Annotated in this window: 21 protein-coding genes; 6 read left to right on the top strand and 15 right to left on the bottom strand. The window is 61.2% G+C overall.

Annotated features, from left to right (window positions below; genetic code table 11):
* Positions 1-98 precede the first annotated feature (98 nt).
* From QYE47_RS01785 to QYE47_RS01765, 5 genes are all read right to left on the bottom strand, one after another.
* The gene (locus QYE47_RS01785) at positions 99-1,106 is read right to left on the bottom strand and encodes a sulfate ABC transporter substrate-binding protein (RefSeq protein WP_003248959.1); all 1,008 of its coding nucleotides are present in this window, start codon (positions 1,104-1,106) and stop codon (positions 99-101) included.
* A gap of 51 nt (positions 1,107-1,157) precedes the next feature.
* Entirely contained in the window at positions 1,158-1,340 is a 183-nt protein-coding gene (gene oscA / locus QYE47_RS01780) for a sulfur starvation response protein OscA (protein WP_003248957.1), read from the bottom strand.
* A 237-nt stretch (positions 1,341-1,577) separates the two neighbouring features.
* Positions 1,578-4,631 carry an efflux RND transporter permease subunit gene (locus tag QYE47_RS01775; RefSeq protein ID WP_014592775.1) on the bottom strand — a complete coding sequence of 1,018 codons (3,054 nt, stop codon included), beginning with the start codon at positions 4,629-4,631 and terminating at the stop codon, positions 1,578-1,580.
* Positions 4,628-5,695: an efflux RND transporter periplasmic adaptor subunit gene (locus QYE47_RS01770; protein WP_014592776.1), complete on the bottom strand. Its 1,068-nt coding sequence runs from the start codon at positions 5,693-5,695 to the stop codon at positions 4,628-4,630. The genes QYE47_RS01775 and QYE47_RS01770 overlap by 4 nt, the downstream gene beginning before the upstream one ends.
* Positions 5,692-6,780, bottom strand: a complete 1,089-nt coding sequence (locus tag QYE47_RS01765) for an efflux RND transporter periplasmic adaptor subunit (protein ID WP_014592777.1) — start codon at positions 6,778-6,780, stop codon at positions 5,692-5,694. The genes QYE47_RS01770 and QYE47_RS01765 overlap by 4 nt, the downstream gene beginning before the upstream one ends.
* A 317-nt stretch (positions 6,781-7,097) precedes the next feature.
* Here QYE47_RS01765 and QYE47_RS01760 point away from each other — a divergent pair, with 317 nt between their 5' ends.
* On the top strand, positions 7,098-7,862 hold the full coding sequence (locus QYE47_RS01760) for an RHS repeat-associated core domain-containing protein (RefSeq protein ID WP_080557836.1): 765 nt from the start codon (positions 7,098-7,100) through the stop codon (positions 7,860-7,862).
* Between the two features lie 303 nt (positions 7,863-8,165).
* Positions 8,166-8,621 carry a transposase gene (locus QYE47_RS01755; protein WP_019437290.1) on the top strand — a complete coding sequence of 152 codons (456 nt, stop codon included), beginning with the start codon at positions 8,166-8,168 and terminating at the stop codon, positions 8,619-8,621.
* Positions 8,622-8,856: 235 nt separating this feature from the next.
* Here the strand turns inward: QYE47_RS01755 and QYE47_RS01750 are convergent, their stop codons facing one another.
* The 7 genes from QYE47_RS01750 to QYE47_RS01720 all read right to left on the bottom strand — a co-directional run bounded on the left by QYE47_RS01750 (position 8,857) and on the right by QYE47_RS01720 (position 17,162).
* On the bottom strand, positions 8,857-9,750 hold the full coding sequence (locus QYE47_RS01750; RefSeq protein WP_014592779.1) for an ABC transporter permease subunit: 894 nt from the start codon (positions 9,748-9,750) through the stop codon (positions 8,857-8,859).
* The gene (locus tag QYE47_RS01745) at positions 9,747-10,667 is read right to left on the bottom strand and encodes an ABC transporter permease subunit (RefSeq protein WP_014592780.1); all 921 of its coding nucleotides are present in this window, start codon (positions 10,665-10,667) and stop codon (positions 9,747-9,749) included. The genes QYE47_RS01750 and QYE47_RS01745 overlap by 4 nt, the downstream gene beginning before the upstream one ends.
* Positions 10,664-11,806, bottom strand: coding sequence for a polyamine ABC transporter ATP-binding protein (gene potA / locus QYE47_RS01740; protein ID WP_010955706.1), 1,143 nt, complete (start codon positions 11,804-11,806; stop codon positions 10,664-10,666). The genes QYE47_RS01745 and potA overlap by 4 nt, the downstream gene beginning before the upstream one ends.
* 70 nt (positions 11,807-11,876) lie before the next feature.
* Entirely contained in the window at positions 11,877-12,971 is a 1,095-nt protein-coding gene (locus QYE47_RS01735; RefSeq protein ID WP_014592781.1) for a polyamine ABC transporter substrate-binding protein, read from the bottom strand.
* Between the two features lie 156 nt (positions 12,972-13,127).
* Positions 13,128-14,225 (bottom strand): polyamine ABC transporter substrate-binding protein, encoded by a 1,098-nt coding sequence (locus tag QYE47_RS01730; protein WP_014592782.1) that lies wholly within the window; start codon positions 14,223-14,225, stop codon positions 13,128-13,130.
* A 168-nt stretch (positions 14,226-14,393) separates the two neighbouring features.
* Positions 14,394-15,755 carry an aspartate aminotransferase family protein gene (locus tag QYE47_RS01725; RefSeq protein ID WP_014592783.1) on the bottom strand — a complete coding sequence of 454 codons (1,362 nt, stop codon included), beginning with the start codon at positions 15,753-15,755 and terminating at the stop codon, positions 14,394-14,396.
* A gap of 48 nt (positions 15,756-15,803) precedes the next feature.
* Positions 15,804-17,162 (bottom strand): glutamine synthetase family protein, encoded by a 1,359-nt coding sequence (locus QYE47_RS01720; protein WP_003253727.1) that lies wholly within the window; start codon positions 17,160-17,162, stop codon positions 15,804-15,806.
* 574 nt (positions 17,163-17,736) lie between these two features.
* Between QYE47_RS01720 and QYE47_RS01715 the strand changes: the two genes are divergently transcribed.
* The gene (locus QYE47_RS01715; protein ID WP_014592784.1) at positions 17,737-19,113 is read left to right on the top strand and encodes a glutamine synthetase family protein; all 1,377 of its coding nucleotides are present in this window, start codon (positions 17,737-17,739) and stop codon (positions 19,111-19,113) included.
* A gap of 152 nt (positions 19,114-19,265) precedes the next feature.
* Here the strand turns inward: QYE47_RS01715 and argA are convergent, their stop codons facing one another.
* Together argA and argE are read right to left on the bottom strand one after the other, a co-directional pair.
* Positions 19,266-20,564, bottom strand: coding sequence for an amino-acid N-acetyltransferase (argA, locus tag QYE47_RS01710; RefSeq protein ID WP_003253723.1), 1,299 nt, complete (start codon positions 20,562-20,564; stop codon positions 19,266-19,268).
* 124 nt (positions 20,565-20,688) lie between these two features.
* The gene (argE, locus tag QYE47_RS01705) at positions 20,689-21,831 is read right to left on the bottom strand and encodes an acetylornithine deacetylase (protein WP_014592785.1); all 1,143 of its coding nucleotides are present in this window, start codon (positions 21,829-21,831) and stop codon (positions 20,689-20,691) included.
* A 116-nt stretch (positions 21,832-21,947) separates the two neighbouring features.
* Between argE and QYE47_RS01700 the strand changes: the two genes are divergently transcribed.
* Complete coding sequence (locus tag QYE47_RS01700; RefSeq protein WP_003253720.1) at positions 21,948-23,315, top strand: CYTH domain-containing protein; 1,368 nt, start codon at positions 21,948-21,950, stop codon at positions 23,313-23,315.
* Positions 23,316-23,445: 130 nt separating this feature from the next.
* Here the strand turns inward: QYE47_RS01700 and QYE47_RS01695 are convergent, their stop codons facing one another.
* Positions 23,446-23,916 (bottom strand): Lrp/AsnC family transcriptional regulator, encoded by a 471-nt coding sequence (locus QYE47_RS01695; protein WP_014592787.1) that lies wholly within the window; start codon positions 23,914-23,916, stop codon positions 23,446-23,448.
* A 126-nt stretch (positions 23,917-24,042) separates the two neighbouring features.
* Between QYE47_RS01695 and QYE47_RS01690 the strand changes: the two genes are divergently transcribed.
* Together QYE47_RS01690 and QYE47_RS01685 are read left to right on the top strand one after the other, a co-directional pair.
* Complete coding sequence (locus QYE47_RS01690) at positions 24,043-24,348, top strand: hypothetical protein (RefSeq protein WP_070384450.1); 306 nt, start codon at positions 24,043-24,045, stop codon at positions 24,346-24,348.
* A gap of 185 nt (positions 24,349-24,533) precedes the next feature.
* On the top strand, positions 24,534-26,207 hold the full coding sequence (locus QYE47_RS01685) for a GspE/PulE family protein (protein WP_070384451.1): 1,674 nt from the start codon (positions 24,534-24,536) through the stop codon (positions 26,205-26,207).
* The last annotated feature ends 8 nt before the right edge of the window (positions 26,208-26,215 follow it).

Raw genomic sequence — 26,215 nt, 5'->3', positions numbered from 1 at the left:
CGCGACACAAGGCCGCTCCCACAGGGGATCATGGTTCCTTGTGGGAGCGGCCTTGTGCCGCGAATGGCCCGCAACGCGGCCCCGATTTCCTTTGGCCCTTACTGTGCCTGATAGATCTGGTCGAACACACCGCCATCATTGAAGAATTTCGGTTGTGCAGTCTTCCACCCACCAAAGTCCTTGTCGATGGTCACCAGGTCCAGTTTCGGGAACTGCTTGCCAAACTCCGCAGCGACTTTCTCGTCACGCGGGCGGTAGAAGTTCTCGGCGGCAATCTTCTGCCCGGCCGGGCTGTACAGGTGCTTGAGGTATTCGGTGGCAATCTCGGTATTGCCCTTCTTCTCGGCGTTCTTGTCGACCACGGCCACTGGCGGCTCGGCCAGGATCGACAGCGACGGCACGACGATGTCGAACTTGTCGGCACCACCGTCTTCCTTCAGGGCCAGGAAGGCTTCGTTTTCCCAGGCCAGCAACACGTCGCCCTGGCCATTGTTGACGAAGGTGATGGTCGAACCACGGGCGCCGGTATCCAGCACCGGTACATGCTTGAACAGCTCCTGCACATAGGCCTTGGCCTTCTCTTCGCTACCGCCGGCCTTCAGGCCGTACGCCCACGCTGCGAGGAAGTTCCAGCGTGCACCGCCGGAGGTTTTCGGGTTCGGAGTGATGACCGACACGTCCTTCTTGATCAGGTCGCCCCAGTCCTTGATGCCTTTCGGGTTGCCCTTGCGCACCAGGAACACGATGGTCGAGGTGTACGGGGTGCTGGCGTCAGGCAGGCGGGTCTGCCAGTTCTCGGGCAGGGTCTTGCCAAGCTTGGCCACTTCGTCGATGTCGCCGGCCAGGGCGAGGGTCACCACGTCGGCGCGCAGGCCGTCGATCACCGCACGGGCCTGCTTGCCCGACCCCCCATGGGATTGCTGGATTTTCACCTTGTCACCCGGGTGGGCCTGTTGCCAGTGTTTGATGAACTCGGCGTTGTACTGCTGGTACAGCTCACGGGTCGGGTCGTAGGACACGTTGAGCAGTTCGTAGTCCTTGGCGATGGCGGAACCGGCAAAAACAGCACTGGCCAGGGCGGCGAGCGCATAACGGCGGATGGACATGGTGAAGCTCCCGATTGGCATTTTTTCTAGTTTTGGATGTTGTGGCGCCGATCAGCCGGGCTTGTTGCCGGGCTGTTGCAGGCGGAACTTCTCCTTGCGCTCGATCTGTACCACCTGAGCGTTGTGCACGGTGATCTCCACCGCACCGAACCGCAGGTCGCGCAAGGCGCTCTGGATTTCACGCAAGATGGTGGCTTCGTCCTGACCGTCGATGCTACGCAGAGATGCACTCATGCTCGTTCTCCTTGGAGTGAGGGCGCCGGGCAGAGGTTTGAAGGGGGTTTGCGCCTGGCTTGAGGGCAATAGTAGTGAGGCGGGATTATTCTTAAAAATACTGTTTAAGAATTTTTATATAACCTTTTTTTAAAAGCACACGCCCCCTTGTAGGAGCGGGTTTACCCGCGAATACGGTGGTCGATGCACCATCGCACTCGCGGGTAAACCCGCTCCTACAAGGGGCCATACAGGCCTTCAGGAGTGTTTCTGCGGCTCGCGGATCTTGTACCAGGCCACGTACAGCGCCGGCAGGAACAGCAGCGTCAGCAAGGTCGCCACGATGATCCCGCCAATCATGGCGTAGGCCATGGGGCCCCAGAACACCTCGCGTGCAATCGGGATCATGCCCAGGCTCGCCGCCGCCGCAGTCAGCAGGATCGGCCGGCGCCGGTGGTTGGTAGCCTCCACCACCGCATCCCACGGCGACAAGCCCTGGGCTTCGAACTCGTCTATCTGGGTCACCAGAATCACCGAGTTACGAATGATGATGCCCGCCAGCGCGAGGATGCCGAGGATCGCCACGAAGCCCATCGGCGTACCCGTAGGCACCAGCGCCAGCACCACGCCGATCAGCCCCAGCGGCGCCACGCTGACCACCAGAAACAGCTTCTGCACGCTGTGCAGCTGGATCATCAGGAAGGTCGCCATCAGGAACAGCATCAGCGGGATAACCTTGCGGATCGGCCCTTGTGCCTTGGCACTCTCCTCCACCGTACCGCCGGTAGCCACTTCGAAGCCTACCGGCAACTTGCTGGCGAATTCGTCGATATTCGGCTTCAGCTGGGCCACCAGGTCCGTGGGCTGGATCTCGCCATTGACCGAGGCCTTGATGGTGATGGTCGGCTTGCGGTCGCGGCGCCACACCAGCGGCTGTTCCAGTTCGTAGCGCACGGTGGCGAACGACAGCAGTGGGATCGACGTGCCGTTAGGGGTAAGAATTTGCAGGTTCTGCAGGGTATCAGGTGAGCCACGCTCGCTGTCTTCGGCGCGCGCGACCACATCGACCAGATAGATGTTGTCGTTGACCTGGGTGATCTGCACGCCACTGACGATGCTGTTCATCACATTGGCAACATCTTCGGACGACAGCCCCAGCTGGCGTGCCTTGTCCTGGGCAATTTCCACGCGCAGCACCTTACCCGGCTCGTTCCAGTCGTAGATCATCTCGCCGATGTTCTCGTTCTGGTCGAGCAAGGTGGCCAGCTCGATGGCGTGTTTGCGTACCTCGTCGATGTTGGCACCGCTGACCCGATACTGAATCGGCCGGCCCACAGGCGGGCCCATCTCCAGCGATTGCACGTTGGTGCCGACGCCGACGAACTCTTCGTGCAGGATCTTCTGCAGGCGGTCCATCATGGCCTGACGCTCTTCGAAGCCCTTGCTGACAATCACCAACTGCGCGTAGTAAGGGTTCTGCAACTGCTGATCGAGAGGCAGGTAGAAGCGGATCGCGCCCTGGCCGATGTAGGTACTCCAGTGCACCAGGTCCGGATCGTCCTTGATCCGTGCCTCGAAGCGGTCGACCACCTTGCGCGTCTCCTCGATCGAGGCGTTCTGCGGCAGGTTGAGGTCGACGAGAATTTCCGGGCGGTCCGAGGACGGGAAAAACTGGTTCTGCACAAAACGCATGCAGAAGATCGACAGGGCAAACAGCACCACGGTGCCGATGATGGTCAACCAGCGGTTGCGCATGCACCACAGCAACCCGCCTTCAAATGCCCGCCCGACCCGGCCAGGCTCAGCCTCGTGAGCCTTGAGCTTGTCGCCTTTGAGAATATGCACGCCAAGCACCGGCGCGAAGAACACAGCCACCACCCACGACACGATCAGGGCCACGGCAATCACCGCGAACAGGGTGAAGGTGTATTCACCCGCAGAGCTGGCGTTGAGGCCGATAGGCACGAACCCGGCCACGGTCACCAAGGTGCCGGTAAGCATGGGGAAGGCTGTGGAGGTGTAGGCGAACGTCGCCGCCTGCTCCTTGCTTTCACCCATTTCCAGCCGCGTGACCATCACCTCCACGGTAATCATCGCATCGTCCACCAGCAGGCCAAGCGCAATGATCAGCGCACCCAGCGAAATCCGCTGCATGGTGATGCCGCTGTACTCCATGAACACGAACACCATGGCCAGCACCAGTGGGATCGAGCAGGCCACCACCAGCCCGGCGCGCACGCCAAGACTGACAAAGCTCACGGCCAGCACGATCACCACCGCCTCGAACAGCGCGCTGGTGAAACCGCCGACCGCCTGCTCGACCACCACGGCCTGGTCAGAAACGGTGTGTACACCAACACCCACCGGCAGGTCCTGGACCACCTGATCCATGCGCTTTTTCAACGCCGCGCCGAACACCTGGATGTTACCGCCGGCCTTCATGCCGATGGCGAGGCCAATGGCTGTCTGGCCGTTGTAACGGAACATTGGCGAAGGCGGGTCAACGTAGCCGCGCTCGATGTCGGCGATATCGGCCAGGCGGAAGAAGCGGTCGTTGATCCTCAAGTTGACGGTTTGCAGGTCTTTTTCCGAGGCAAACTGCCCGGACGTACGCACCGAGATGCGCTCCGGGCCGGCCTCGATCATGCCGGCCGGCGTCACCGCGTTCTGCGCTTGAAGTGCCTGCATCACCTGGCGCTGGTCAATGCCCAGGGCAGCCAGCTTGCGGGTGGAGAAGTTCAGGTACAGCACTTCGTCCTGGGTGCCGACCAGCTCGATCTTGCCGATGTTGGGTACATCGCGGACCTCGGCCCGTGCCTGTTCCACGTAGTCCCGCAGTTGGCGCAGCGTCAGGCCGTCGGCGGTAAAGGCATAGATCGAGCCGAATACATCACCGAATTCGTCGTTGAAGCCCGGCCCCTGGATACCGGCGGGAAATTCGCCACGAATGTCCTGGATTTTCTTGCGCACCTGGTACCAGATATCCGGAATGTCCTTGGCCTTGGTGGTATCGCGAAGGTACACGTAGACCGTGGATTCGCCGGGGCGGGTGTAGCTTTTGGTGTAGTCGAGCGAGTCGAGTTCCTCGAGCTTCTTCTCGATGCGGTCGGTAACCTGGTACAGGGTTTCGTCCTGGGTCGCACCCGGCCAGCGGGTTTGGATGACCATGGTCTTGATGGTGAACGACGGGTCTTCCTCGCGGCCCAGGTTGAAGTAGGAAAAAATCCCCATCAACAGGCTAACGAACATCAGGTACCAGACGAACGATTGATGCTTGAGTGCCCAGTCGGACAGGTTGAAGCTTCCTTTCATTGCGCATCCTCGTCGAAGGTGACCTTCTGGCCAGGCTTGAGGCTGTTGACGCCGGCGGTGACCACGCGCTCACCGGGCTGCACACCAGAGCTCAGCACGATGCTGTCAGCGGTGCGGTCGATCAGCGCCACGTCACGGGTGGCCACGGTCTTGTTCTGCGTATCGATCACCCACACCTGGGTCTTGCCATCGCGCTCGAGCAAGGCACTCAAGGGCAGTTCGCTGCGCGGGGACACTTCCGAGCTAAGGGTCACACTGATGGCGGTACCAAGGTGAAAGGCCGCCGGTGTGCTGGCCAGGGTCAGGCGAGCGCGGCGGGTACGGGTGGTGGCATCGGCCTGGGGCTCCAGTTCACGCAGGCTGGCCGTGGTGTTGATGGTCGGGTCCAGTTGCGAGGCGACGGTGAAGGTCAGGCCTTTGCTCAACTGCTCGGCCAGGCCGATCGGCAGGTCGATTACCGCCTCCTTCACGTCCGGCCGGGCCAGGGTCACCACGGCTTGCCCGACGGTAACGGTTTGCCCGGCTTCGGCCTGCCACGCGGTAATCACGGCAGCGTGGTCTGCACGCAGGGTGCTGTAGTCGAGCTGGTCACGGGCCTGGCTGACGGCGGAGCGTGCCTGCTCCAACGCCGCACTGGTGGTTTTCAGGTTGGTCTGGGCAATATCCAGCTGTGCCTGGGCGCCTACCCCACGATCATACAACTGCTGCTGGCGACGGGCATCGGCCTGGGCGTTGATCCACTGTGCCTGCACCTTGGCCAGATCGCCTTCGGCGGCGCGCAACTGGTTCTGCTGGTCGGTCGGGTCCAGGGTGGCCAAGGTGTCGCCCGGCTTCACCTGGGCGCCCACGTCCAGCCAGCGCCGGGCAATGCGCCCGGAAACCCGGAAGCCCAAGGTGCTTTCGAAGCGCGCCTGGATACTGCCGGCGAAGCGGCCCAGCTGCGACTGCACCTGAGGTTCGACCTTGACCGACAGCACGGGCCGGATCGCCTCTGGTGCCTCTTCTTCGCTACTGCAACCGACCAGCAGCACAGCGGCCGAGAGCATCAGCAACAGACGCTTCATAGCTCACCCCCTGGGCCCTTGGCGTCGACCTTCTGTACCTGCATGCCGGGGTGCAGCAACTGGCCGCCGTTGACCACTACGGTCTCGCCGCCTTTCAGGCCGCTGGCGACCACGATCTTGCCGGTGAGGTAACGGCGGATTTCGACCTTGCGCAGTTCCACCTTGTCGCCCTCGCCCACCACCCACACGGCAGGCTCATGCAAGGCCTTGGTCAGCGCCGACCATGGCAGCTCGATGCTGGGCCGGCCCTGGGCGTTGGTGGTGGCAGTAACCGGTGCCCCCAATTGCATCCCGGGCGGCACGTCCTTAAGCCCCACCTTGACCTGCACGGTGCCGCTTTGCGCCGACACGGTGGGGGTGATTTCACGTACGAAGCCATGGGCCTGGACCTTGGGATCGTCCAGCAGGCTCACGACTACCCCGGCATCGCTGGGCGGCGCCACCAGCAGCGACTCGTAGACATTGAACACCGCATCGCGGTCGCCATCGACGGCCAGGCTGAAGATCGGCATGGTCGCCTGCACCACCTGGCCAACCTCGGCCTGGCGCTCGGTGATTACCCCGGCGGCCTCGGAGACCAGTGCGGTGTAGCTGAGTTGCTCGTTGGCATTGGCCAGTTGGGCCTGGGCGGCCTTGAGTGCGCTCTGATTGCTGCGTAGCGCGGCCTCGGCAGCATCGTACTCGCTCTGGCTGGTGTAGCCCTTGGGCAGCAGTTTTTGCTGGCGCACGAAGGCCGCACTGGTCTGGGTGACCCGCGCCTGCGCGGCAAATACCTCGGCCTTGGCCGAGTCGACATTGTTCTGCAGGTCTTTCGGGTCGAGCCGGGCGAGCACCTGGTTGGCCTTGACGTGATCACCCACGTCGACGCTACGCGAAATGATCTTGCCGCCGACGCGGAATGACAAATCGGTCTGCACCCGCGCCTGCACGTCACCGGTCAAAGTGACCCTGGCAGCGAAATCGGTGGGTTGTACCTGCTGCACACCCACCCGAGGCAGTGTCTCGGGGACCTCTTCCTTGCTACAGCCGGTGAGCATGTACAACAGCCCCAGGCAGACGACCGACAGCGGACGCATCAACGCCATGCTGGCTCCTTGCTTGTGCACAAATGATTTGTGGGATGCGACTGTGAGCGTAGTTCAGGGTTCGATAAACATCACTGGCGGGGATCATCCCGACATTTTCACAGCCGGTGCGAACCTCGCACAAATGAATCGTGGGATGCGAGGGAAAGCGTAGATCAGTGTTCATTGAACGTCATTGACCTGCATGCTTTTAGCTGCATCCAAGCAGCAGGAAAAGCGCAGCTAACTCACAAAAGCACTCGCTGAGACCTGATATTTCTAATAGTTGCCAAACGGCCAGAAAAGTAGATAGTCAACCTGGAAAGGAGGACCTAAAAATGGCGAAGCTAAGCAACACCAATCGAAACCATACATTTACCCCCTACGGGCACTCAAAGACGCCCTGTAACCCTACCAACTCTTTACAGTTTCACGGCGAACTTCTACACAGCACAGCGGGCTTATACTTTCTTGGTCTTGGCGCCCGAACATACAACCCCAGAATTTTTCGTTTCCACTCCAGCGATAGCTTGAGTCCTTTTTCGCTTGGCGGTATAAACTCATATACCTATTGCTTTAATGACCCCATAAACCTATCCGACCCAACAGGCCGCTCACCCCTACTACCCCGCTCCAAGACAATAACAATCGATACAAACTGGACATTGAAATCCAGGCCTGATTATGTACAAAAACAGTTTCGCTGGGGAAACTCGAGCGCTAAAATTTTCAATTCAGATGAGAGCCCTGCTACGCTATCAGCTACGCCAGCATCCAAACAACAACTCCATGAATCTTCAGATAGCATACCACCCTCACGACGAGCTCCCGAATTCATTAACGTAGCCCCTCAAGCAATCGCTAGGCTTCCTGACAGCACTCGCATTTATTTAAAAAGTTATATTCGCACTGCAAATCAGCACAATGACTTCAAAGCTCAGAACGTTCGGCACCTTCCTCCAGATTCGCCAATAGTGAAGGATTTCATTCAAAATTTCGGTGAAGCCAGGCGCCTACGCACTGCCTTGAAAGAAATCGTCCATTCCACTCTCGATGAATTTGAACATGAATTGCTGTCTGCCGTTCTTCGCGTCAGGCTGTGAAGCGTACTCAAAGATAGCCCTGCGGCTAAAGGAAAGTAGTATCTCGTCGCCAGTACTCGCAACGCAGCGACGTGAGTTCATGAAAGTCGTACACCTTCAGGGCCTCTTCGCGGGCACGCCCGCTCCCACAGAGAGAGCGCACTATTTGAGACTTGCGCGGTACCTGTGTGAGCGGGCGAGTCCACGAAGAGGCCTCCACAGCCATGTATCAGTATCTGCCATATCCAGAAACCATCAGTCATCTGCCATCCCCGCTCCAACCGCTACCTTTCACAGGGAGGTTCACATTCAAGGAAGATCAAAATGCCGTTAGCCGAATCCCACCGACTGCGCCGTGGGCGCTTCTCCGAGCCCGGCAGGCTCTACATGCTGACCACCATCACGCATCAACGCAAACCACTGTTCCGCGACTTCCACCATGCCCGTCTGGTGGTCAAACACCTTCGGCTCTCAGATGACATTCAGGACTGCCAATCGTTGGCCTGGGTAGTGATGCCGGACCATCTGCATTGGCTAATTGAGCTGAAAGAAGTGACATTGGGAACGTTGATGCGCAAGTTCAAATCACGCACAGCGATTGCCTTGCGCAAGGCCGGTGTCGGGCACAAGCCGATATGGCAATCGGGTTACCAGGACCATGCGCTGCGGCGGGAAGAGTGTGTGGTTCATGTAGCCCGGTACATTGTTGCCAATCCCTTGAGGGCCGGATTGGTCAGAAGTATCAGGGACTATCCACATTGGGATGCGGTATGGCTTTGAATCGGTGCAGGAGCCTTCGCGGGCATGCCCGCTCCCACAGGGCTCACCACAACCCTGAAAGCTATGACACCCCTACCCCACACGGCTCACCACAACCCTGAAAGCTCTGATACCCCTACCCCACAGAGCTCAGCACAACCCTGAAGATCGTGATGCACCTACCCCACAGGGCTCAGCACAACCCTGAAGGCTGTGAGGTCCCTGTGGGAGCGGGCGTGCCCGCGAAAGGGCCCGGTCAGGCCGACGCAGCCACCTGCGACGGGCGCTTGACCTGCGGCTGCGAAGCGTTGGCTGCAGCACCCTCTTCGATCGCCTGCTGAATCGCCTTGCGACGACGCTCTTCGGCCTGGCGGCTGAAGTACCAGACGAAGAAGGTCACCAGCGATACCGACAGCAAGATCAGGCTGGCCACGGCGTTGATCTCAGGCTTCACGCCCAGACGAACCGCCGAGAACACTTCCATCGGCAAGGTGGTCGAGCCAGGCCCGGAGACGAAGCTGGCCAATACCAGGTCGTCCAGCGACAGGGCGAACGACATCATGCCGCCCGCCGCCAGCGATGGCGCGATCATCGGGATGGTGATCAGGAAGAACACCTTCCACGGCTTGGCACCCAGGTCCATCGCCGCTTCCTCGATCGACAGGTCCAGCTCACGCAGGCGTGCCGACACCACCACCGCCACATACGCCGCACAGAACGTTGTATGGGCGATCCAGATAGTGACGATACCCCGCTCCTGCGGCCAGCCGATCATCTGCGCCATGGCCACGAACAGCAGCAACAGCGACAGACCGGTGATCACTTCGGGCATCACCAGCGGCGCTGTGACCAGGCCACCGAACAGCGTGCGGCCCTTGAAGCGGGTGACGCGGGTCAGCACGAAGGCCGCCAGGGTACCCAGCGCCACCGCTGCCACCGCCGTGTAGCAAGCGATTTCCAGCGAGCGCATCACCGACCCCATCAGCTGGGAGTTGTCGAGCAGGCCGACGTACCATTTGATCGACCAGCCGCCCCACACCGTCACCAGCTTGGAGGCGTTGAACGAGTAGATCACCAGGATCAGCATCGGCAGGTAGATGAACAGCAAGCCGAGCACCAGCATCAGCTTGGAGAAACTGAAGCGTTTCATGCGCGGCCCTCCATCTCTTTGGCCTGGCTACGGTTGAACAGCAGGATCGGCACGATCAGGATCGCCAGCATCACCACCGCCAGGGCGGATGCCACCGGCCAGTCACGGTTGTTGAAGAACTCCTGCCACAGCACTTTACCGATCATCAGGGTTTCCGGGCCGCCGAGCAGTTCCGGGATCACGAACTCGCCCACCACGGGGATGAACACCAGCATGCAGCCGGCGATGATGCCGTTTTTCGACAACGGTACCGTGATCTTCCAGAAGCTGTTGAGGGTGCTCGAACCCAGGTCGGAGGCAGCTTCGAGCAGGCTCGGATCATGCTTCACCAGGTTGGCGAACAGCGGCAGGATCATGAACGGCAGGTACGAATAGACCACGCCGATATACACCGCCAGGTTGGTGTTGAGGATCTGCAACGGCTGGTCGATCAACCCGGTCCACAGGAGGAAACCGTTGAGCAGGCCGTTGTTGCTGAGGATACCCATCCAGGCATAGACGCGGATCAGGATCGCGGTCCAGGTTGGCATCATGATCAGCAACAGCAGGACCGTCTGGGTCTCCTTCTTGGCGTTGGCAATGGCGTAGGCCATCGGGAAGCCGATCAGCAGGCACAGCAGGGTGCTGAAGAACGCCATCTTCAACGAACCCAGGTAGGCCGAGAGGTACAGCTCATCCTCGGTCAACAGCCCGTAGTTGGCCAGGTTGAGGACCAGCTGGATCTTGTCTTCGACGTAGGTGTAGATCTCGGTATACGGCGGGATTGCCACGTCAGCTTCGGCAAAACTGATCTTCAGGACGATGAAGAACGGCAGCATGAAGAACAGGAACAGCCAGATGAACGGCACGCCGATCACCAGGTGCCGCCCCTCCGGGACCAGACGCTGGAAGGCTCGCTTGAGCTTGCGCAGTTTCATGACCGCAGTACCACGCCGCTGTCGTCTTCCCACCATACGTACACTTCATCGCCCCAGGTAGGACGGGTACCTTGGCGCTCGGCGTTGGCGACGAACGACTGGACGACCTTGCCGCTCGGCAGCTCCACATAGAACACCGAGTGGCCGCCCAGGTAGGCGATGTCGTGGATCTTGCCGCGCGACCAGTTGTGCTCGCAGGTTGGCTGCTGGGTGGTGACCAGCATCTTTTCCGGGCGCAGGGCGTAGGTGATGTGCTTGTCTTCCACCGAGGTGGTGATGCCGTGGCCCACGTAGATCTTGCGCTCCAGCTCCGGGCTGGCAATGATCGCGTAGCCTTCGGCGTCGTCGACCACGTCACCTTCGAACAGGTTGACGTTACCGATGAACTCGCACACCAGGCGGCTGGTAGGTGTCTCGTAGATGTCCACTGGCGAGCCGATCTGGGCGATCCAGCCCAGGTGCATGATGGCGATGCGCTGGGCCATGGTCATGGCCTCTTCCTGGTCGTGGGTCACCATCACGCAGGTTACACCCACGCGCTCGATGATCTCGACCAGCTCCAACTGCATCTGCGAACGCAGTTTCTTGTCCAGTGCACCCATCGGCTCGTCGAGCAGCAGCAGTTTGGGGCGCTTGGCCAGCGAGCGGGCCAACGCCACACGCTGACGCTGGCCGCCCGACAACTGGTGCGGCTTGCGCTTGGCGTACTGGGTCATGTGCACCAGCTTGAGCATCTCGGCCACGCGGGCATCGATCTCTGCCTTGGGCATCTTGTCCTGCTGCAGGCCGAAGGCGATGTTCTGCGCCACGGTCATGTGCGGGAACAGTGCGTAGGACTGGAACATCATGTTGATCGGCCGCTCGTAGGGCGGCATGTCGGTGATGTCGACGCCATCAAGGAAGATCCGCCCTTCGGACGGGCGCTCGAAGCCGGCCAGCATGCGCAGCAAGGTGGACTTGCCAGAACCGGAGCCGCCCAGCAGGGCGAAGATCTCGCCCTTGCGGATTTCCAGGGACACATCGTCCACGGCTACCGTTTCGTCGAACTTTTTCGTGACCCGGTCGATCTTGACCAGCACCTGCTTGGGTTGCTGGCCACCCTCGAGGGCTTTTTTATAGGCACCGGAGGCAACTGCCATGAGTGAAACTCCCAACAAGATTTTTGTGCCCGCGTGGCCTGTTCTACTGTGCCGTCGCGGGTCTGGATTTTTACTTGCCCGACTTGACCTTGGTCCAGCTGCGGGTCATCAGCCGTTGCACCTTGGGTGGCAACTCTGAGTTCACGAACATCTTGTCCAGCACTTCCTGCGGTGGGTAAACCGCGGCGTCAGTCCTTACGGCCTGGTCCATCAGGGCGCCAGCCTTGGGGTTCGGGTTGGCGTAACCGACGTAATCACTGACCTGGGCGATAACCTCAGGTTTCAGCAAATAGTTGATGAAGGCATGCGCCTCTTTGACGTTCTTGGCGTCCTTGGGGATCGCCAGCACGTCGAACCAGAGGTTGCCGCCTTCCTTGGGAATGGCGTAGGCAAGGTTCACACCCTTCTTCGCTTCTTCAGCGCGGGCCTTGGCCTGGAACACATCACCCGAGAAACCTGCCGCGACGCAGATGTCGCCATTGGCCAGGTCGGTGATGTACTTGGACGAGTGGAAGTAGGTCACGTACGGGCGCACCGCCAGCAGCTTCTGCTCGGCCTTGGCGTAATCCTTGGGGTCGGTGCTGTTGGGGTTGAGGCCCATGTAGTTGAGCACCGCTGGCAGCATTTCGTCCGCCGAGTCGAGGAAAGCCACACCGCACTTGGAGAGCTTCTTCATGTTTTCGGGTTCGAACAGCACGGCCCAGGAGTCGATGGTGTCCACGCCCAGCGCGGCCTTGACCTTATCGACGTTGTAACCGATGCCGTTGGTACCCCACAGGTAAGGCACCGCGTACTCGTTGCCCGGGTCGTTCTTTTCCAGGCGCTTCATCAACGCCGGGTCGAGGTTGGAATAGTTGGGCAGCAGGTTCTTGTCGAGCTTCTGGAAGGCGCCCGCCTTGATCTGCTTGCCGAGGAAATGGTTGGACGGCACCACCACGTCATAGCCGGTGTTGCCGGCCAGTAGCTTGCCTTCCAGGGTTTCGTTGGAGTCGAACACGTCTTGCACAGGCTTGATGCCCGTAGCTTTCTCGAAATCCGCGAGTGTGGTCGGGCCGATGTAGTCGGACCAGTTATAGAAGTGCACCGTCGGCGCCGCTTGGACGCTGCATGCCAGCGTCAGGCCCGCGCCGGCCATCAAGGCCTTGCGGAATACAGAAATAGACAAGTGGGGGTCCTCACAATCAGTGCCTGGGTAGCGACAATGCTGCCGCACACGCAAAACCGGCGCGCAACTTAACTTCGCAGCTTCGATGCCGCAATCATCAATTACCTTTCAATGGCTCTGGGCCGAAAAACGCGGCCCAGAGCTGTCGCATCGGGCTTACTTGCCCGACTTGATCTTCGTCCAGCTGCGGGTGATCACTCGCTGCACAGAAGCGTCAGGCGCAGCGATCGCGTACAGCTGCTTCTTCACTTCGGCAGGCGGGTAGATGCTTGGGTCGCTGGTGATGTCTTTGTCCACGAACGGGGTGGCAGCAGCGTTACCGTTCGGGAAGCGCACGGCGTTGGTGATTTCAGCCATGATTTCCGGCTGCATCAGGAAGTTCATGAACTGGTAGGCAGCGTCTTTATGTTCGGCATCTTTCGGGATGGCGACCATGTCGTAGAAAGTACCGGCACCTTCCTTCGGAATGACGTAGTCCACTTTGACCTTGTCGCCCGCTTCATGGGCACGGGCCTTGGACTGCTCCAGGTCACCCGAGTAACCGACGGCTACACAGATGTTGCCGTTGGCCATGTCGCCAATGTACTTGGACGAGTGGAAGTAGGTGATCGAAGGACGGATCTTGAGGAACAGGTCCTCGGCGGCCTTCAGGTCTTCTTTCTTGGTGCTGTCGGTCGGCTTGCCGAGGTAGTGCAGCGCAGCCGGGAGCATTTCGGTCGGGGCGTCGAGGAAGCTCACGCCGCAGCTCTTGAGCTTGGCGATGTTCTCAGGCTTGAACACCACGTCCCACGAATCGATCTTGTCCACGCCCAGCGCAGCCTTGACCTTCTCCGGGTTGTAGCCGATGCCGATCGAGCCCCACATATAAGGGAAGGCATGCTTGTTGTCCTTGTCGCTGGCATCGCCAACGGCCTTGAGCAGGTCGGGGTCGAGGTTCTTCCAGTTCGGCAGCTTGGAACGGTCCAGCTCCTCGTACACGCCCGCCTTGATCTGCTTGGCCAGGAAATTGTTCGAAGGCACGACGATGTCATAGCCCGACTTGCCTGCCAGCAGCTTGGCTTCCAGGGTTTCGTTGCTGTCGAAGACGTCGTACTTGACCTTGATCCCCGTCTGCTTTTCGAACTTGGCGATGGTGTCCGGAGCGATGTAGTCCGACCAGTTATAGACGTTCAACACTTTGTCTTCAGCCTGAACAGCGGAGGCCATGGCACCCATCAGGGCGGCGGCCAGCAACGTCTTGCCCATTTTATTCATGCGTAATGCTCCAGAATTTTTATTTAGCAACTGTCCAGCAGCCAGAACCCACGGTGCAGAGCGCGCGGCGACTGAAACAGTCGCTAGTCTGGCAAGTTACAAGGCCCTGTATCAAGGAAAGCAGGGCCATGTAACGACTTAATGTCACAACGCTAGCCTAGCAAACGCTTATCGAATCGCCTCAAGGGTCAGGTCCAGGCACTTGCGCGCCTTTTCCACCAGTTCGTCGATCTCCGCATGGCTGATTACCAGCGGCGGCGCGATGATCATGGTGTCACCCACCGCACGCATGATCAGGCCGTTCTCGAAGCAGAAGGTGCGACAGATCATGCCAACGCCCTTGCCCTCGTAACGGCTGCGGGTGGCCTTGTCCTTGACCAGCTCGATCGCACCCAGCATGCCCAGGCCGCGCACTTCACCCACCAGTGGATGGTCTTGCAGCTCGCGCAAACGCTTTTGCAAATACGGTGCCGCTTCCGTGTGCGCCTTCTCGACAATTTTCTCGTCACGCAGAATGCGCAGGTTTTCCAGGCCCACCGCGGCCGCCACCGGGTGGCCGGAGTAGGTGAAACCGTGGTTGAAGTCGCCGCCTTCGCTGATCACCTTGGCCACGGTGTCACGCACGATCACACCGCCCATGGGGATGTAACCGGAGGTCAGGCCTTTCGCGATGGTCATCAGGTCGGGCTTGAGGTCGTAGTAGTCAGAGCCAAACCACTCGCCGGTACGGCCGAAGCCGCAGATCACCTCGTCGGCGACGAACAGAATGTCGTACCTGGCGAGGATCTCCTTCACCTTCGGCCAGTAGGTTTCCGGCGGGATGATCACACCGCCAGCGCCCTGGATCGGCTCGGCGATGAAGGCAGCGACGTTGTCCTCGCCGACTTCGAGGATCTTCTTCTCCAACTGCTCGGCGGCCCAGACACCGAATTCGTCAGGGGTCATGTCGCCACCCTCGCCGAACCAGTACGGCTGAGGGATGTGGACGATGCCCGGGATCGGCAGGCCACCCTGCTCGTGCATGCCGCTCATGCCGCCCAGGCATGCACCGGCGAAGGTGGAGCCGTGGTAACCGTTGATGCGGCCGATGATGGTCTGCTTGTGCGGTTTTCCCTTCAGCGCCCAGTAGTGACGCACCATGCGCAGTACAGTGTCGTTGCCTTCGGAGCCGGAGCCGGTGAAGAACACATGGGTCATACCTTTCGGCGCCACGTCGGTGATCGCCTTGGCCAGCTCGAGCGCAGGCGGGTGAGCGGTCTGGAAGAACAGGTTGTAGTACGGCAGCTCACGCATCTGTTTCTCTGCCGCCTGCACCAGCTCCTCACGGCCGTAGCCGACCGCCACGCACCACAGACCGGCCATGCCGTCGAGGATCTTGTGCCCCTCGCTATCCCACAAATGCACACCCTGGGCCTTGGTGATGATGCGCGGCCCCTTCTCCTTCAGCTGCTTGTAGTCACTGAAAGGTGCGAGGTGATGCTCCCCGCTCAGGGTTTGCCATTCACGGGTTTGCGGGTTGTTGACGCTCATGTGCTTCTCCGTTATTGGACCGCCGCGCTTCTGCGGCACCAGGGTTGATCAGACAGCGAACAGCAGGAACTCACGCTCCCAGGAACTGATGACGCGCTTGAAGTTTTCATGCTCGGCGCGCTTGGTAGCGACATACCCGGTGATGAATTTCTTGCCCAGGTACTGCACCAGCGCACGGCTGTTTTCCATGCGCTCCAAGGCGTCTTCGATGGTCAGGGGCAGGCGCAGGTTGCGGCGTTCGTAACCACGGCCCTGCACTGGCGCGCTGGCCTCAATGCCTTCGACCATGCCGATGTAGCCACACAGCAGGCTGGCGGCGATGGCCAGGTATGGGTTGGCGTCGGCGCCCGGCAGGCGGTTTTCGACGCGCCGGCTTTGTGGGCCGGCATCCGGTACACGCAGGCCGACGGTGCGGTTTTCTTCGCCCCACTCCACGTTTACCGGCGCCGAGGTGTCGGGCAGGAAGCGGCGGAACGAGTTGACGTTGGGCGCGAACAGCGGCAGCGCCTCGGGGATGAACTTCTGCAGGCCGCCAATGTGGTTGAGGAACAGCTCACTCATGCTGCCGTCTTCATTGCTGAAGATGTTCTTGCCGGTGGCCACGTCGACCACACTCTGGTGCAGGTGCATGGCACTGCCCGGCTCGCCGGTCATCGGTTTGGCCATGAAGGTGGCAGCCACGTTGTGTTTGAGCGCCGCCTCGCGCATGGTGCGCTTGAACACCAGGATCTGGTCGGCCAGGTGCAGGGCGTCGCCGTGACGGAAGTTGATTTCCATCTGCGCCGTGCCGTCCTCGTGGATCAGCGTGTCGAGGTCCAGTTGCTGCAGCTCGCACCAGTCGTAGACGTCTTCGAAAAGCGGGTCGAATTCGTTGGCAGCTTCGATCGAGAACGACTGACGGCCGGTTTCCGGGCGACCGGAACGGCCTACCGGGGGCTGCAGCGGGAAGTCCGGGTCTTCGCTGCGCTTGGTCAGGTAGAACTCCATCTCCGGTGCGACGATCGGCTGCCAGCCCTTGTCAGCATATAGCTTGAGCACTTTCTTCAGCACGTTGCGCGGCGACAGTTCGACCGGGTTGCCCTTCTTGTCGTAGGTGTCGTGGATGACTTGTGCGGTCGGCTCGATGGCCCACGGCACGAGGAACACGGCGTTCTCGTCAGGGCGGCAGATCATGTCGATGTCTGCAGGGTCGAGCAGTTCGTAATAGATGTCGTCGTCGACGTAATCGCCGGTCACGGTCTGCAGCAGCACGCTCTCGGGCAGCCGCATGCCTTTTTCAGCGATGAATTTGTTGGTTGGCGAAATCTTGCCGCGCGTGATGCCGGTCAGGTCGCTGATCATGCATTCGACTTCGGTGATCTTGTGCTCTTTCAACCAATCGGTGAGCTGGTCGAGGTTGTTACTCATAAATACCTCAGGAGGTAAGGTGGTCCGCGACTTGATTCTGGATGGAGTCGATTGCTAAAGCAAAAACCCACGCGCAGAGCCACAGTGGATACACTGAAATCAGCTGTGTCCGTAATGAGTTCAAAAGGCAGGAAGGCGAAGCGAAAGGCGGCAAGCCGCTGCGAGGACCGGTCCGGGAACGCGAAACGTCAATTATTGCGGCCAGGGCGACCACGCCATAGACGAAGCTTGCAAAAACGACGGATGTACCCGATGGCACTGCGCAGGCAATGCTTTCAGGTCGCGGCAAGCGGACCATGTGACCCTCGTATTATTGTGTTCTGGGTTGAAACCGAGCTTAGCCTTGTTCATTTTTTTACACAACACCTCCGTAAAAAATAAAACACGGCGCACCGGAGATAGCCCTTTACGCGGGAAATAGCGGATAATGGATTGCCCCGATATGCAGCAAATCTGCCGTAGATGTGCCATTTCAGGGCATCATGGGGTTGGCTTGACATCAGTATCTCTTTTCGATTGACTGGTCTTGCAAGCCCCCCTTGATTGATATTTTTAACAACAAAGGTGTTGCATCATGTCGGTACCCCCGCGTGCCGTTCAGCTTAACGAAGCGAACGCGTTCCTTAAGGAACATCCTGAGGTTCTCTACGTTGACCTTCTGATTGCAGATATGAATGGTGTGGTGCGTGGCAAGCGCATAGAGCGCACCAGCCTCCACAAGGTTTACGAGAAAGGCATCAACCTGCCGGCCTCCCTCTTTGCCCTGGACATCAACGGTTCCACCGTCGAAAGCACCGGGCTGGGCCTGGACATCGGCGATGCTGACCGCATCTGCTATCCAATCCCCGACACGCTCTGTAATGAGCCGTGGCAAAAACGCCCTACCGCCCAGCTGCTGATGACCATGCACGAGCTGGAAGGCGAGCCGTTCTTCGCCGACCCGCGTGAAGTGCTGCGCCAAGTGGTGAGCAAGTTCACCGATATGGGCCTGACCATCTGCGCCGCATTCGAGCTGGAGTTCTACCTGATCGATCAGGAGAACGTGAATGGCCGCCCGCAGCCGCCGCGCTCGCCAATTTCGGGCAAACGCCCACAGTCGACCCAGGTGTACCTGATCGACGACCTCGACGAGTATGCCGACTGCCTGCAGGACATCCTCGAAGGCGCGAAAGAACAAGGCATCCCGGCCGACGCCATCGTCAAGGAAAGCGCCCCGGCGCAATTCGAAGTCAACCTGCACCACGTGGCGGACCCGCTCAAGGCCTGCGACTACGCGGTACTGCTCAAGCGGTTGATCAAGAACATCGCCTACGACCATGAAATGGACACCACCTTCATGGCCAAGCCCTACCCGGGCCAGGCAGGCAACGGCCTGCACGTGCACATTTCCGTGCTGGACAAAGATGGCAACAACATCTTCACCAGCGAGGATCCCGAGCAGAACGCCGCGCTACGTCACGCTGTCGGCGGTGTGCTCGAGACCCTGCCCGCGTCCATGGCATTCCTTTGCCCGAACGTCAACTCGTACCGCCGCTTTGGCGCGCAGTTCTACGTGCCGAACGCGCCAAGCTGGGGCCTGGACAACCGCACCGTAGCGCTGCGCGTACCGACCGGCTCGGCCGATGCAGTGCGCATCGAGCACCGCGTCGCCGGTGCCGACGCCAACCCGTACCTGATGATGGCTGCTGTACTGGCTGGCGTGCACCATGGCCTGACCAACAAGATCGAGCCAGGCGCGCCGATCGAAGGCAACTCGTACGAGCAGCTGGAGCAGAGCCTGCCGAACAACCTGCGCGATGCCCTGCGCGAGCTGGACGACAGCGAGATCCTCAACAAGTACATCGATCCGAAGTACATCGACATCTTTGTCGCGTGCAAGGAAAGCGAGCTGGAAGAGTTCGAGCACTCGATCTCCGACCTCGAGTACAACTGGTACCTGCATACCGTGTAAACAAAAACGCCGCCCCTCAAGGGCGTCGTTTTTGTTTAAGACCGGTGTCGCCCTCTTCGCGGGCTCGCCCGCTCCCACAGGGTAATTTCGAGGGCTGAAGCCTGTGGCTTACCTGTGGGAGCGGGCGTGCCCGCGAAGAGGGCGGCCCAGGCTTACAGGGGCTTCTCGAAAATCTTCGAATTGCGCTGGTAGTTGTACAGCGAAGCCCGCGCCGCCGGCAGCCGCTCCACACCACTCGGCGCAAAGCCGCGCTCGCGGAACCAGTGCGCAGTGCGCGTAGTCAGCACGAACAAAGTACTCAAGCCCATCTGCCGTGCCCGACTCTCGATGCGTTCCAGCAGCTCATCGCCACGCCCGCCATGGCGGTACTCCGGGTTCACCGCCAGGCAAGCCAGCTCCCCGGCTTCGGAATCGGCAATCGGGTACAGCGCCGCACAGGCGATGATCATGCCCTCGCGCTCGACCACGCTGAACTGCTCGATCTCTCGCTCCAGCACTTCGCGCGAACGGCGCACCAGGATGCCCTGCTCTTCCAGCGGGCTGATCAACTCCAGCAGGCCACCGACGTCCTCAATGGTCGCCTCGCGCACCACTTCGAACTGCTCCTGCGACACCAGCGTACCGCCACCGCCCCGGGTGAACAGCTCGGTGAGCAGCGCGCCGTCCTCGGCATAGCTGACGATATGGCTGCGCGCCACACCGCCTTTGCAAGCCTCGGCCGCAGCATCCAGCAGTTCGCCTTGGTAATCGCTGCCTAGACGCTGCAAATGCGGAGCAACCTGCTGCGGGCGCAGTTCACGCACCAGCCTACCGTCAGCGTCCAACAGGCCCGGCTCGGCGCCGAACAGCAGCAACTTGTCGGCGCCCAGTTCGATGGCCGCACGGGTAGCCACGTCTTCGCAGGCCAGGTTGAAGATTTCCCCGGTAGGCGAGTAGCCCAAGGGCGACAACAGCACGATGGAGCGCTCGTCGAGGAGGCGGCTGATGCCCTTGCGGTCGACCCGCCGCACTTCGCCAGTGTGGTGGTAGTCCACGCCTTCGAGCACGCCGATCGGCCGCGCGGTGACCAGGTTGCCGGAGGCCACGCGCAGGCGCGAGCCCTGCATCGGCGAAGCGGCGATGTCCATCGACAGCCGCGCTTCAATGGCCAGGCGCAGGGCGCCGACGGCATCGATCACGCAATCCAGGGTAGCCGCATCAGTAATACGCATGCCCCGGTGATAGTGCGGGGTCAGGCCGCGATCGGCCAGCCGGCTTTCGATCTGCGGGCGCGAGCCATGCACCAGCACCAGCCGCACGCCCAGACTGTGCAGCAGCACCAGGTCGTGGACGATGTTGCCGAAATTAGGGTGTTCCACCCCATCGCCAGGGAGCATGACCACGAAGGTGCAGTCGCGATGGGCATTGATATAGGGGGATGCATGACGCAGCCAGTTGACGTAATCGGGCATGACAGGGCCTGTGGATAAGTGGACGGAGAACGGCGATGCAGGGGGCGTTCAGGATCATCGTCGGAACAGGCTTGCGGTCACGCGCGGTCTCCTCTAGGCAGGAACGAATCAGTTCGATTGACGTTTAGTGCAGGCAATAGTGCCGGATCAGGTCACGCAATAGACGCACGGTAGGCTCGATTCGTGACATTTCAAGGTATTCGCCGGGCTGGTGGGCGCAGGCGATGTCGCCAGGGCCCAGCACGATGGTCTGGCAGCCCAGTTGCTGAAGATAAGGTGCTTCGGTGCCGAACGCCACCGCTTCAGCGCGATGGCCGGTCAGGCGCTCCGCGACCTGTACCAGTTCGACATCGGCAGCCTGCTCGAACGGCGGCACCTCCGGGAACAGCGGCGCATAGTCGATGCGCACCTCATGGCGCTCGGCCACGGGTACCAGCTTTTCGCGAATGGCCGCGCGCAGCTGGTCCACGTCCATGCCCGGCAGCGGCCGCAGGTCGAACTCCAGGGCGCACTGGCCGCAGATACGGTTGGGGTTGTCGCCGCCATGGATGCAGCCGAAGTTCATGGTCGGGGTCGGCACGGTGAATTGCGGGTTGCTATAGGTTTGTTGCCACTGCTGGCGCAGGCCCATCAGCTCGCCCATGACCGCATGCATGGCCTCCATGGCGCTGCGGCCCAGGCTTGGGTCCGACGAATGGCCGCTGCGACCGAGGATGTCGATACGGTCCATGAGGATGCCCTTGTGCATGCGGATCGGCCGCAGCCCGGTAGGCTCACCGATTATCGCTGCACGGCCCAGTGGCTGGCCGGCCTCGGCCAGGGCACGGGCGCCGGACATGGAGCTTTCCTCGTCGCAGGTGGCAAGGATCAGCAGCGGCTCCTTGAAGTCGTGCTCCAGCAGGGGGATGACCGCTTCGATGACCAGGGCAAAGAAGCCCTTCATGTCGCAGCTGCCCAGGCCGACCCAACGGCCATCGGTCTCGGTCAGCTTCAGCGGGTCGCTGGCCCACAGTTGCTCGTCATAGGGCACGGTATCGCTGTGCCCGGCCAGCACCAGCCCTCCCGGGCCGGTGCCACGACTGGCCAGCAGGTTGAACTTGCCGGGAGTGACCTGCTGGATATCGCACTTGAAACCCAGGTCGCTCAGCCAACCGGCCAGCAGGTCGATAACCTGGCGGTTGGACTGGTCCAGCGCAGGTTGGGTACAGCTGACCGAAGGCGCGGCGATCAAGGCGGCAAACTGGTCTTTCAGCGTCGGCAACGGCATGCCCGTACTCCTCGGAAACGTTGCCCATCATAGGACTATCCGCTGTCTGGAATAAACCGTTGAGGGCTGACTGCTGTAGACTCTCTGCCAACCACGCCCCCTCTTTCGAGTCTGTGATGCACAAAGAAACCGAACTGAAGCTCCGCGCCAGCCGCGAGACCCTTGCCGCACTGCGCGAGCACCCTCTGCTGAAAAAGCGCAACAAGTCCGGCTGGCAGACCCGTGAACTGCTCAACCAGTACTTCGACACCCCCGAGCGTGAGCTGTCCGCCGCCCGTGTCGCCCTGCGCCTGCGCCGCGATGGCGACGCTGTCATCCAAACCCTCAAGTGCCGCGGCCAGAGCGTGGCTGGCCTGTCCGAGCGCAACGAGTACGAATGGAACCTGGACAAGGTCAAGCTCGACCTGAAGAAGCTGGACGCCACCTGCTGGCCCGAGCAACTGGCCAACCTGGACAAGAAAACCATCAAGCCGCTGTTCACCACCGACTTCAGCCGTGAATACGCTGAAATCGCCTGGGGCCGTGGCAAGAGCAAGGTGGTGATCGAGGCCGCGCTGGACCAAGGCTTCGTGATCGCCGGCAAGCGCAAGGAAGAGATCTGCGAGCTGGAACTGGAACTGCGTGAAGGTGAACCGCAAGCCCTGCTGGAACTGGCCGCAGAACTGGCCGCCAGCCTGCCACTGATGCCGTGCGACATCAGCAAGGCTGAGCGCGGTTACCGCCTGCTGGAACCGGACAGCTACGAGCTGGACCTGCCGCATACCGCGCTGGAAGCCGAAATGGCCTTGGACGACGCCTATGCCGCCCTCGCCTGGCAACTGCTGGGCAGCAGCCAGCGCCTGGCCGAGCAGTACCGCCACAACGGCCACTGGCGCCTGCTCCAGGACTGGGTCGAGTGCCTGAGCGAGCTGCGCGCACTCACCGCCAGCCTGGGCCAGGCGGCACCGCGCGCCACCACCCGCGACCTGCGCGCCAGCCTTGATGCCTTGCTTGAAGACTGGCGCCCGCTGGTTCAGGCCGGCAACGATGACGAAGACATCCGTCGCGCCGCGCCCGAGCAGTTTGCCGAAGAACTGGAAGACGTACGCTGGGGCCAGTTCTCGCTGGAAACCTCACGCTGGCTGATGGCCCGGACCTGGACCGCAGAGCGCAAGGGCCGCGGCGAACGCCAGGGCAAGGCGCAACTGGCCAGCTGGCTGGGGCACCTGCTGGGCGAGGAAGGCCGCGCGCTGAAGCTGCCGCTGTACACCCAGCGCCCGGAAGACCTGGCCGAGCAGCTGCCACGTATCGAGCAGCTTCTGGCCTGGCTGCACCACGCCCGCCAGGTGCTGGAAGCGCCGCAGATGGACCGCTTGTACGGCGACCTGAAAAAGCTGCACGAGCTGGCCGAGCAGCCCATCAGCGATGAAGTGCTGGAAGCGCGTATCGAACAGGCTCGAGCGGTGGACCAGAGCCGCGGCTGGAAGCACCTGCTCAAGGCGTGATACCGCGTCGCCTGCTTCGCGGGTAAACCCGCTCCTACAAAGGTTCGCGTCAGGCGTGAGGCCGGTGTAGGCGCGGGTTTACCCGCGAATGGCCTCACCGGTGTAGGAGCGGGTTTACCCGCGAATATCCTTAACGCGATAGCGGCAGGCTAGTGGTGGACTTGATCTCGGAAAGCGCCACAATCGAGTTCACCTCCTGAATCCCCGGCACGTTCGACAATTTTTCGAAGAAGAACCGCTCGTAGGCCTCGATGTCCGACGTGACGATTCGCAGCAGAAAGTCCACGGCCCCCATCAGCACATAACACTCCAGCACCTCAGGGAACCCGCGGATCGCCTCGGTGAACTCGGTAAAGTTGGAGCGCCCATGGGCGTTCAGTTTCACTTCGGCGAAAATCTGCGTGTTCAGGCCGACCTTCTTGCGGTCCAGCAAGGTCACCTGCCCACGAATCACCCCCTCTTCCTTCAAGCGCTGAATGCGCCGCCAGCACGGCGATTGCGACAGCCCGACGCGCTCGGCGATCTGTGCACTGGACAGCGAAGCGTCCTCCTGCAGCAGCTCGAGGATGCGACGGTCGTAGGTGTCCAGCTCGCTGTGCATTATTTATGCTCCATCTTAGATATTTTTGGATAAAAGAATTCACAAATAGGGCGAAATCCCCCAATCATAGCGAAAAAATACCGCCAGCAACGTGCAAGAATTTCTCCCTCATTTGCGGAGACCAGCATGAACGCACAGCCCCGTACCGACGCCTGGGCCGCCACCAACGCCCACAGCACCGTGCACTATCGCCTGCAGGCCGAGGCCGAGCCCGATAGCCTGTGCCGGGTGCTCAACCTGTTCGCCTTGCAGTTCCTGACCCCGCATAGCGTGGAGGTCAGCCAGCAGGATGACTGGCTGGATATCGAAATTGGCATTGGCGGGTTGAGCTGGCACCGGGCCGAGGTCATTGCACAGAAGCTGCGTAACCTGGTGTGTGTGGGTGAGGTGAGCCTGACCAACTTGCAGCGAGTGGCGTTGGCAGTGGTCTGAACCACCCTCTCTGCCGGGCCGGTACCGCATGGCACTCAAGGCCCGTGCGATCCCTGTAGGAGCGGGTTCACCCGCGAAGCGTCCGGGACAGGCGCAGCAAAATCCCGAAACCTTTCACCTCCGATAGCCACCCGCCGCCCGGCTAGCCTTGATCAACACTACCCGATCAGGCACGGACGCCAACCATGCACACCCCCGACAACCTGGCACTCGACCTCAAGCGCGTGCTCCAGGCCCTGCTCGCTGACCAGCACCTGCACGCCAGCGATACCCTGCAAGTACTCGAACACGCCGCCGCCCACCCCGCTAGCCACCCGCTGGAACGCATCGCCGCCTGCAGCCTGGAAAGCCGCCAGCACCCCGGCCAGCCCCTGGACCTGGAGCACCTTTGCCAGTGGCTGGCCGACAAGGTCGGCCAACCCTACCTGCGCATCGACCCCATGCAACTCGACCTGCCCCAGGTCACCGGCCTGATCTCCCCAGCCTTCGCCCAGCGCCACGGCATCCTCATCGTCGCGGCTGATGCCTGCAGCGTCACCGTCGCCAGCGCCCAGCCTTTCCAGGATGACTGGCAGGCCGACCTGGCCCGCAGCCTCGGCCGGTCGATCCGTCGCGTACTGGCCAGCCCGCAGCAGATCCGTCAGTCAGCGCAGTCGTTCCACCGCCTGGCCCAGTCGGTAAAAGGCGCGCAATACCAGCAGTCGGCCAGCCTGGGGGAACTTGAGCAATTGCTTGAGCTGGGCAAACGCCAGGCCGAGGCCAGCGCAGACGACGCGCATATCGTGCATATCGTCGACTGGCTGTTGCAATACGCCATCGAGCAACGCGCCAGTGATATCCACCTGGAACCACGCCGCGAACAGGGCCAGCTGCGCTACCGTATCGATGGCCTGCTGCACACCGTCTATGCCTTCCCCGCCGGGGTCACCCTGGCCCTCGTCAGCCGCCTGAAACACCTGGGCCGCATGGACGTTGCCGAGAAGCGCCGGCCGCAGGACGGCCGGCTGCAAAGTCGCCTACCCGGGGGTGGCGAAGTGGAGCTGCGGCTTTCGACCCTGCCCACCCCGTTTGGCGAGAAACTGGTGCTGCGCCTGTTCGACCCGCAACAGTTGCAAGAGGGCTTCGACCGCCTTGGCCTGCACGGCCAGCAACTGGCCCAATGGCAGCGCCTGCTTCGTCAGCGCCAAGGCATCATCCTGGTCACCGGCCCCACCGGCTCCGGCAAAACCAGCACGCTGTACACCAGCCTCAAACTGCTGGCCACCCCACAGGTCAACCTGTGCACCATCGAAGACCCGATCGAGCGCCTGGAGCCAGCCTTCAACCAGCTGCAGGTACAGCCCGCGCTGGACCTGGGGTTTGCCAACGCGGTCAGGGCCATGCTGCGCCAAGACCCCGACATCATCATGATCGGCGAAATCCGCGACCGCGAAACCGCTCTGGTGGCGGTGCAGGCAGCGCTGACCGGGCACCTGGTGCTATCGACCCTGCATACCAACGACGCCTGCGCAGCAATCACCCGTTTGCAAGAGCTGGGTGTGGCCGACTACCTGATCAAGGCGACGCTTATCGGGGTGATGGCCCAGCGCCTGGTGCGAACCGTCTGCACCGACTGCCAGACAGGTTCATCAGCCACCTGCCGAGCCTGCCGCGGCACCGGTTTTCAGGGGCGCACGGGATTATTCGAACTGCTCGAGCCCAGCGATACCTTGCGCGCATTGATCGGCCCTGATGCCGACCTGACCTGTTTGCGGCGCCAGGCGCTGGCCGATGGCCTGGTTGACCTGCGCCATTGCGGCGAGGCCAAAGTAGCCGCTGGGCAGACCCGTGCCGAGGAAGTGCTGCGCGTCTGCAACTGACGAAAAGT

The sequence above is a fragment of the Pseudomonas sp. 2,4-D genome (assembly GCF_030418155.1).
GTDB lineage: Bacteria > Pseudomonadota > Gammaproteobacteria > Pseudomonadales > Pseudomonadaceae > Aquipseudomonas > Aquipseudomonas alloputida.
Note: the sequence above shows the minus strand (reverse complement) of the source record. Positions and strands in the feature narration are given on the sequence as shown.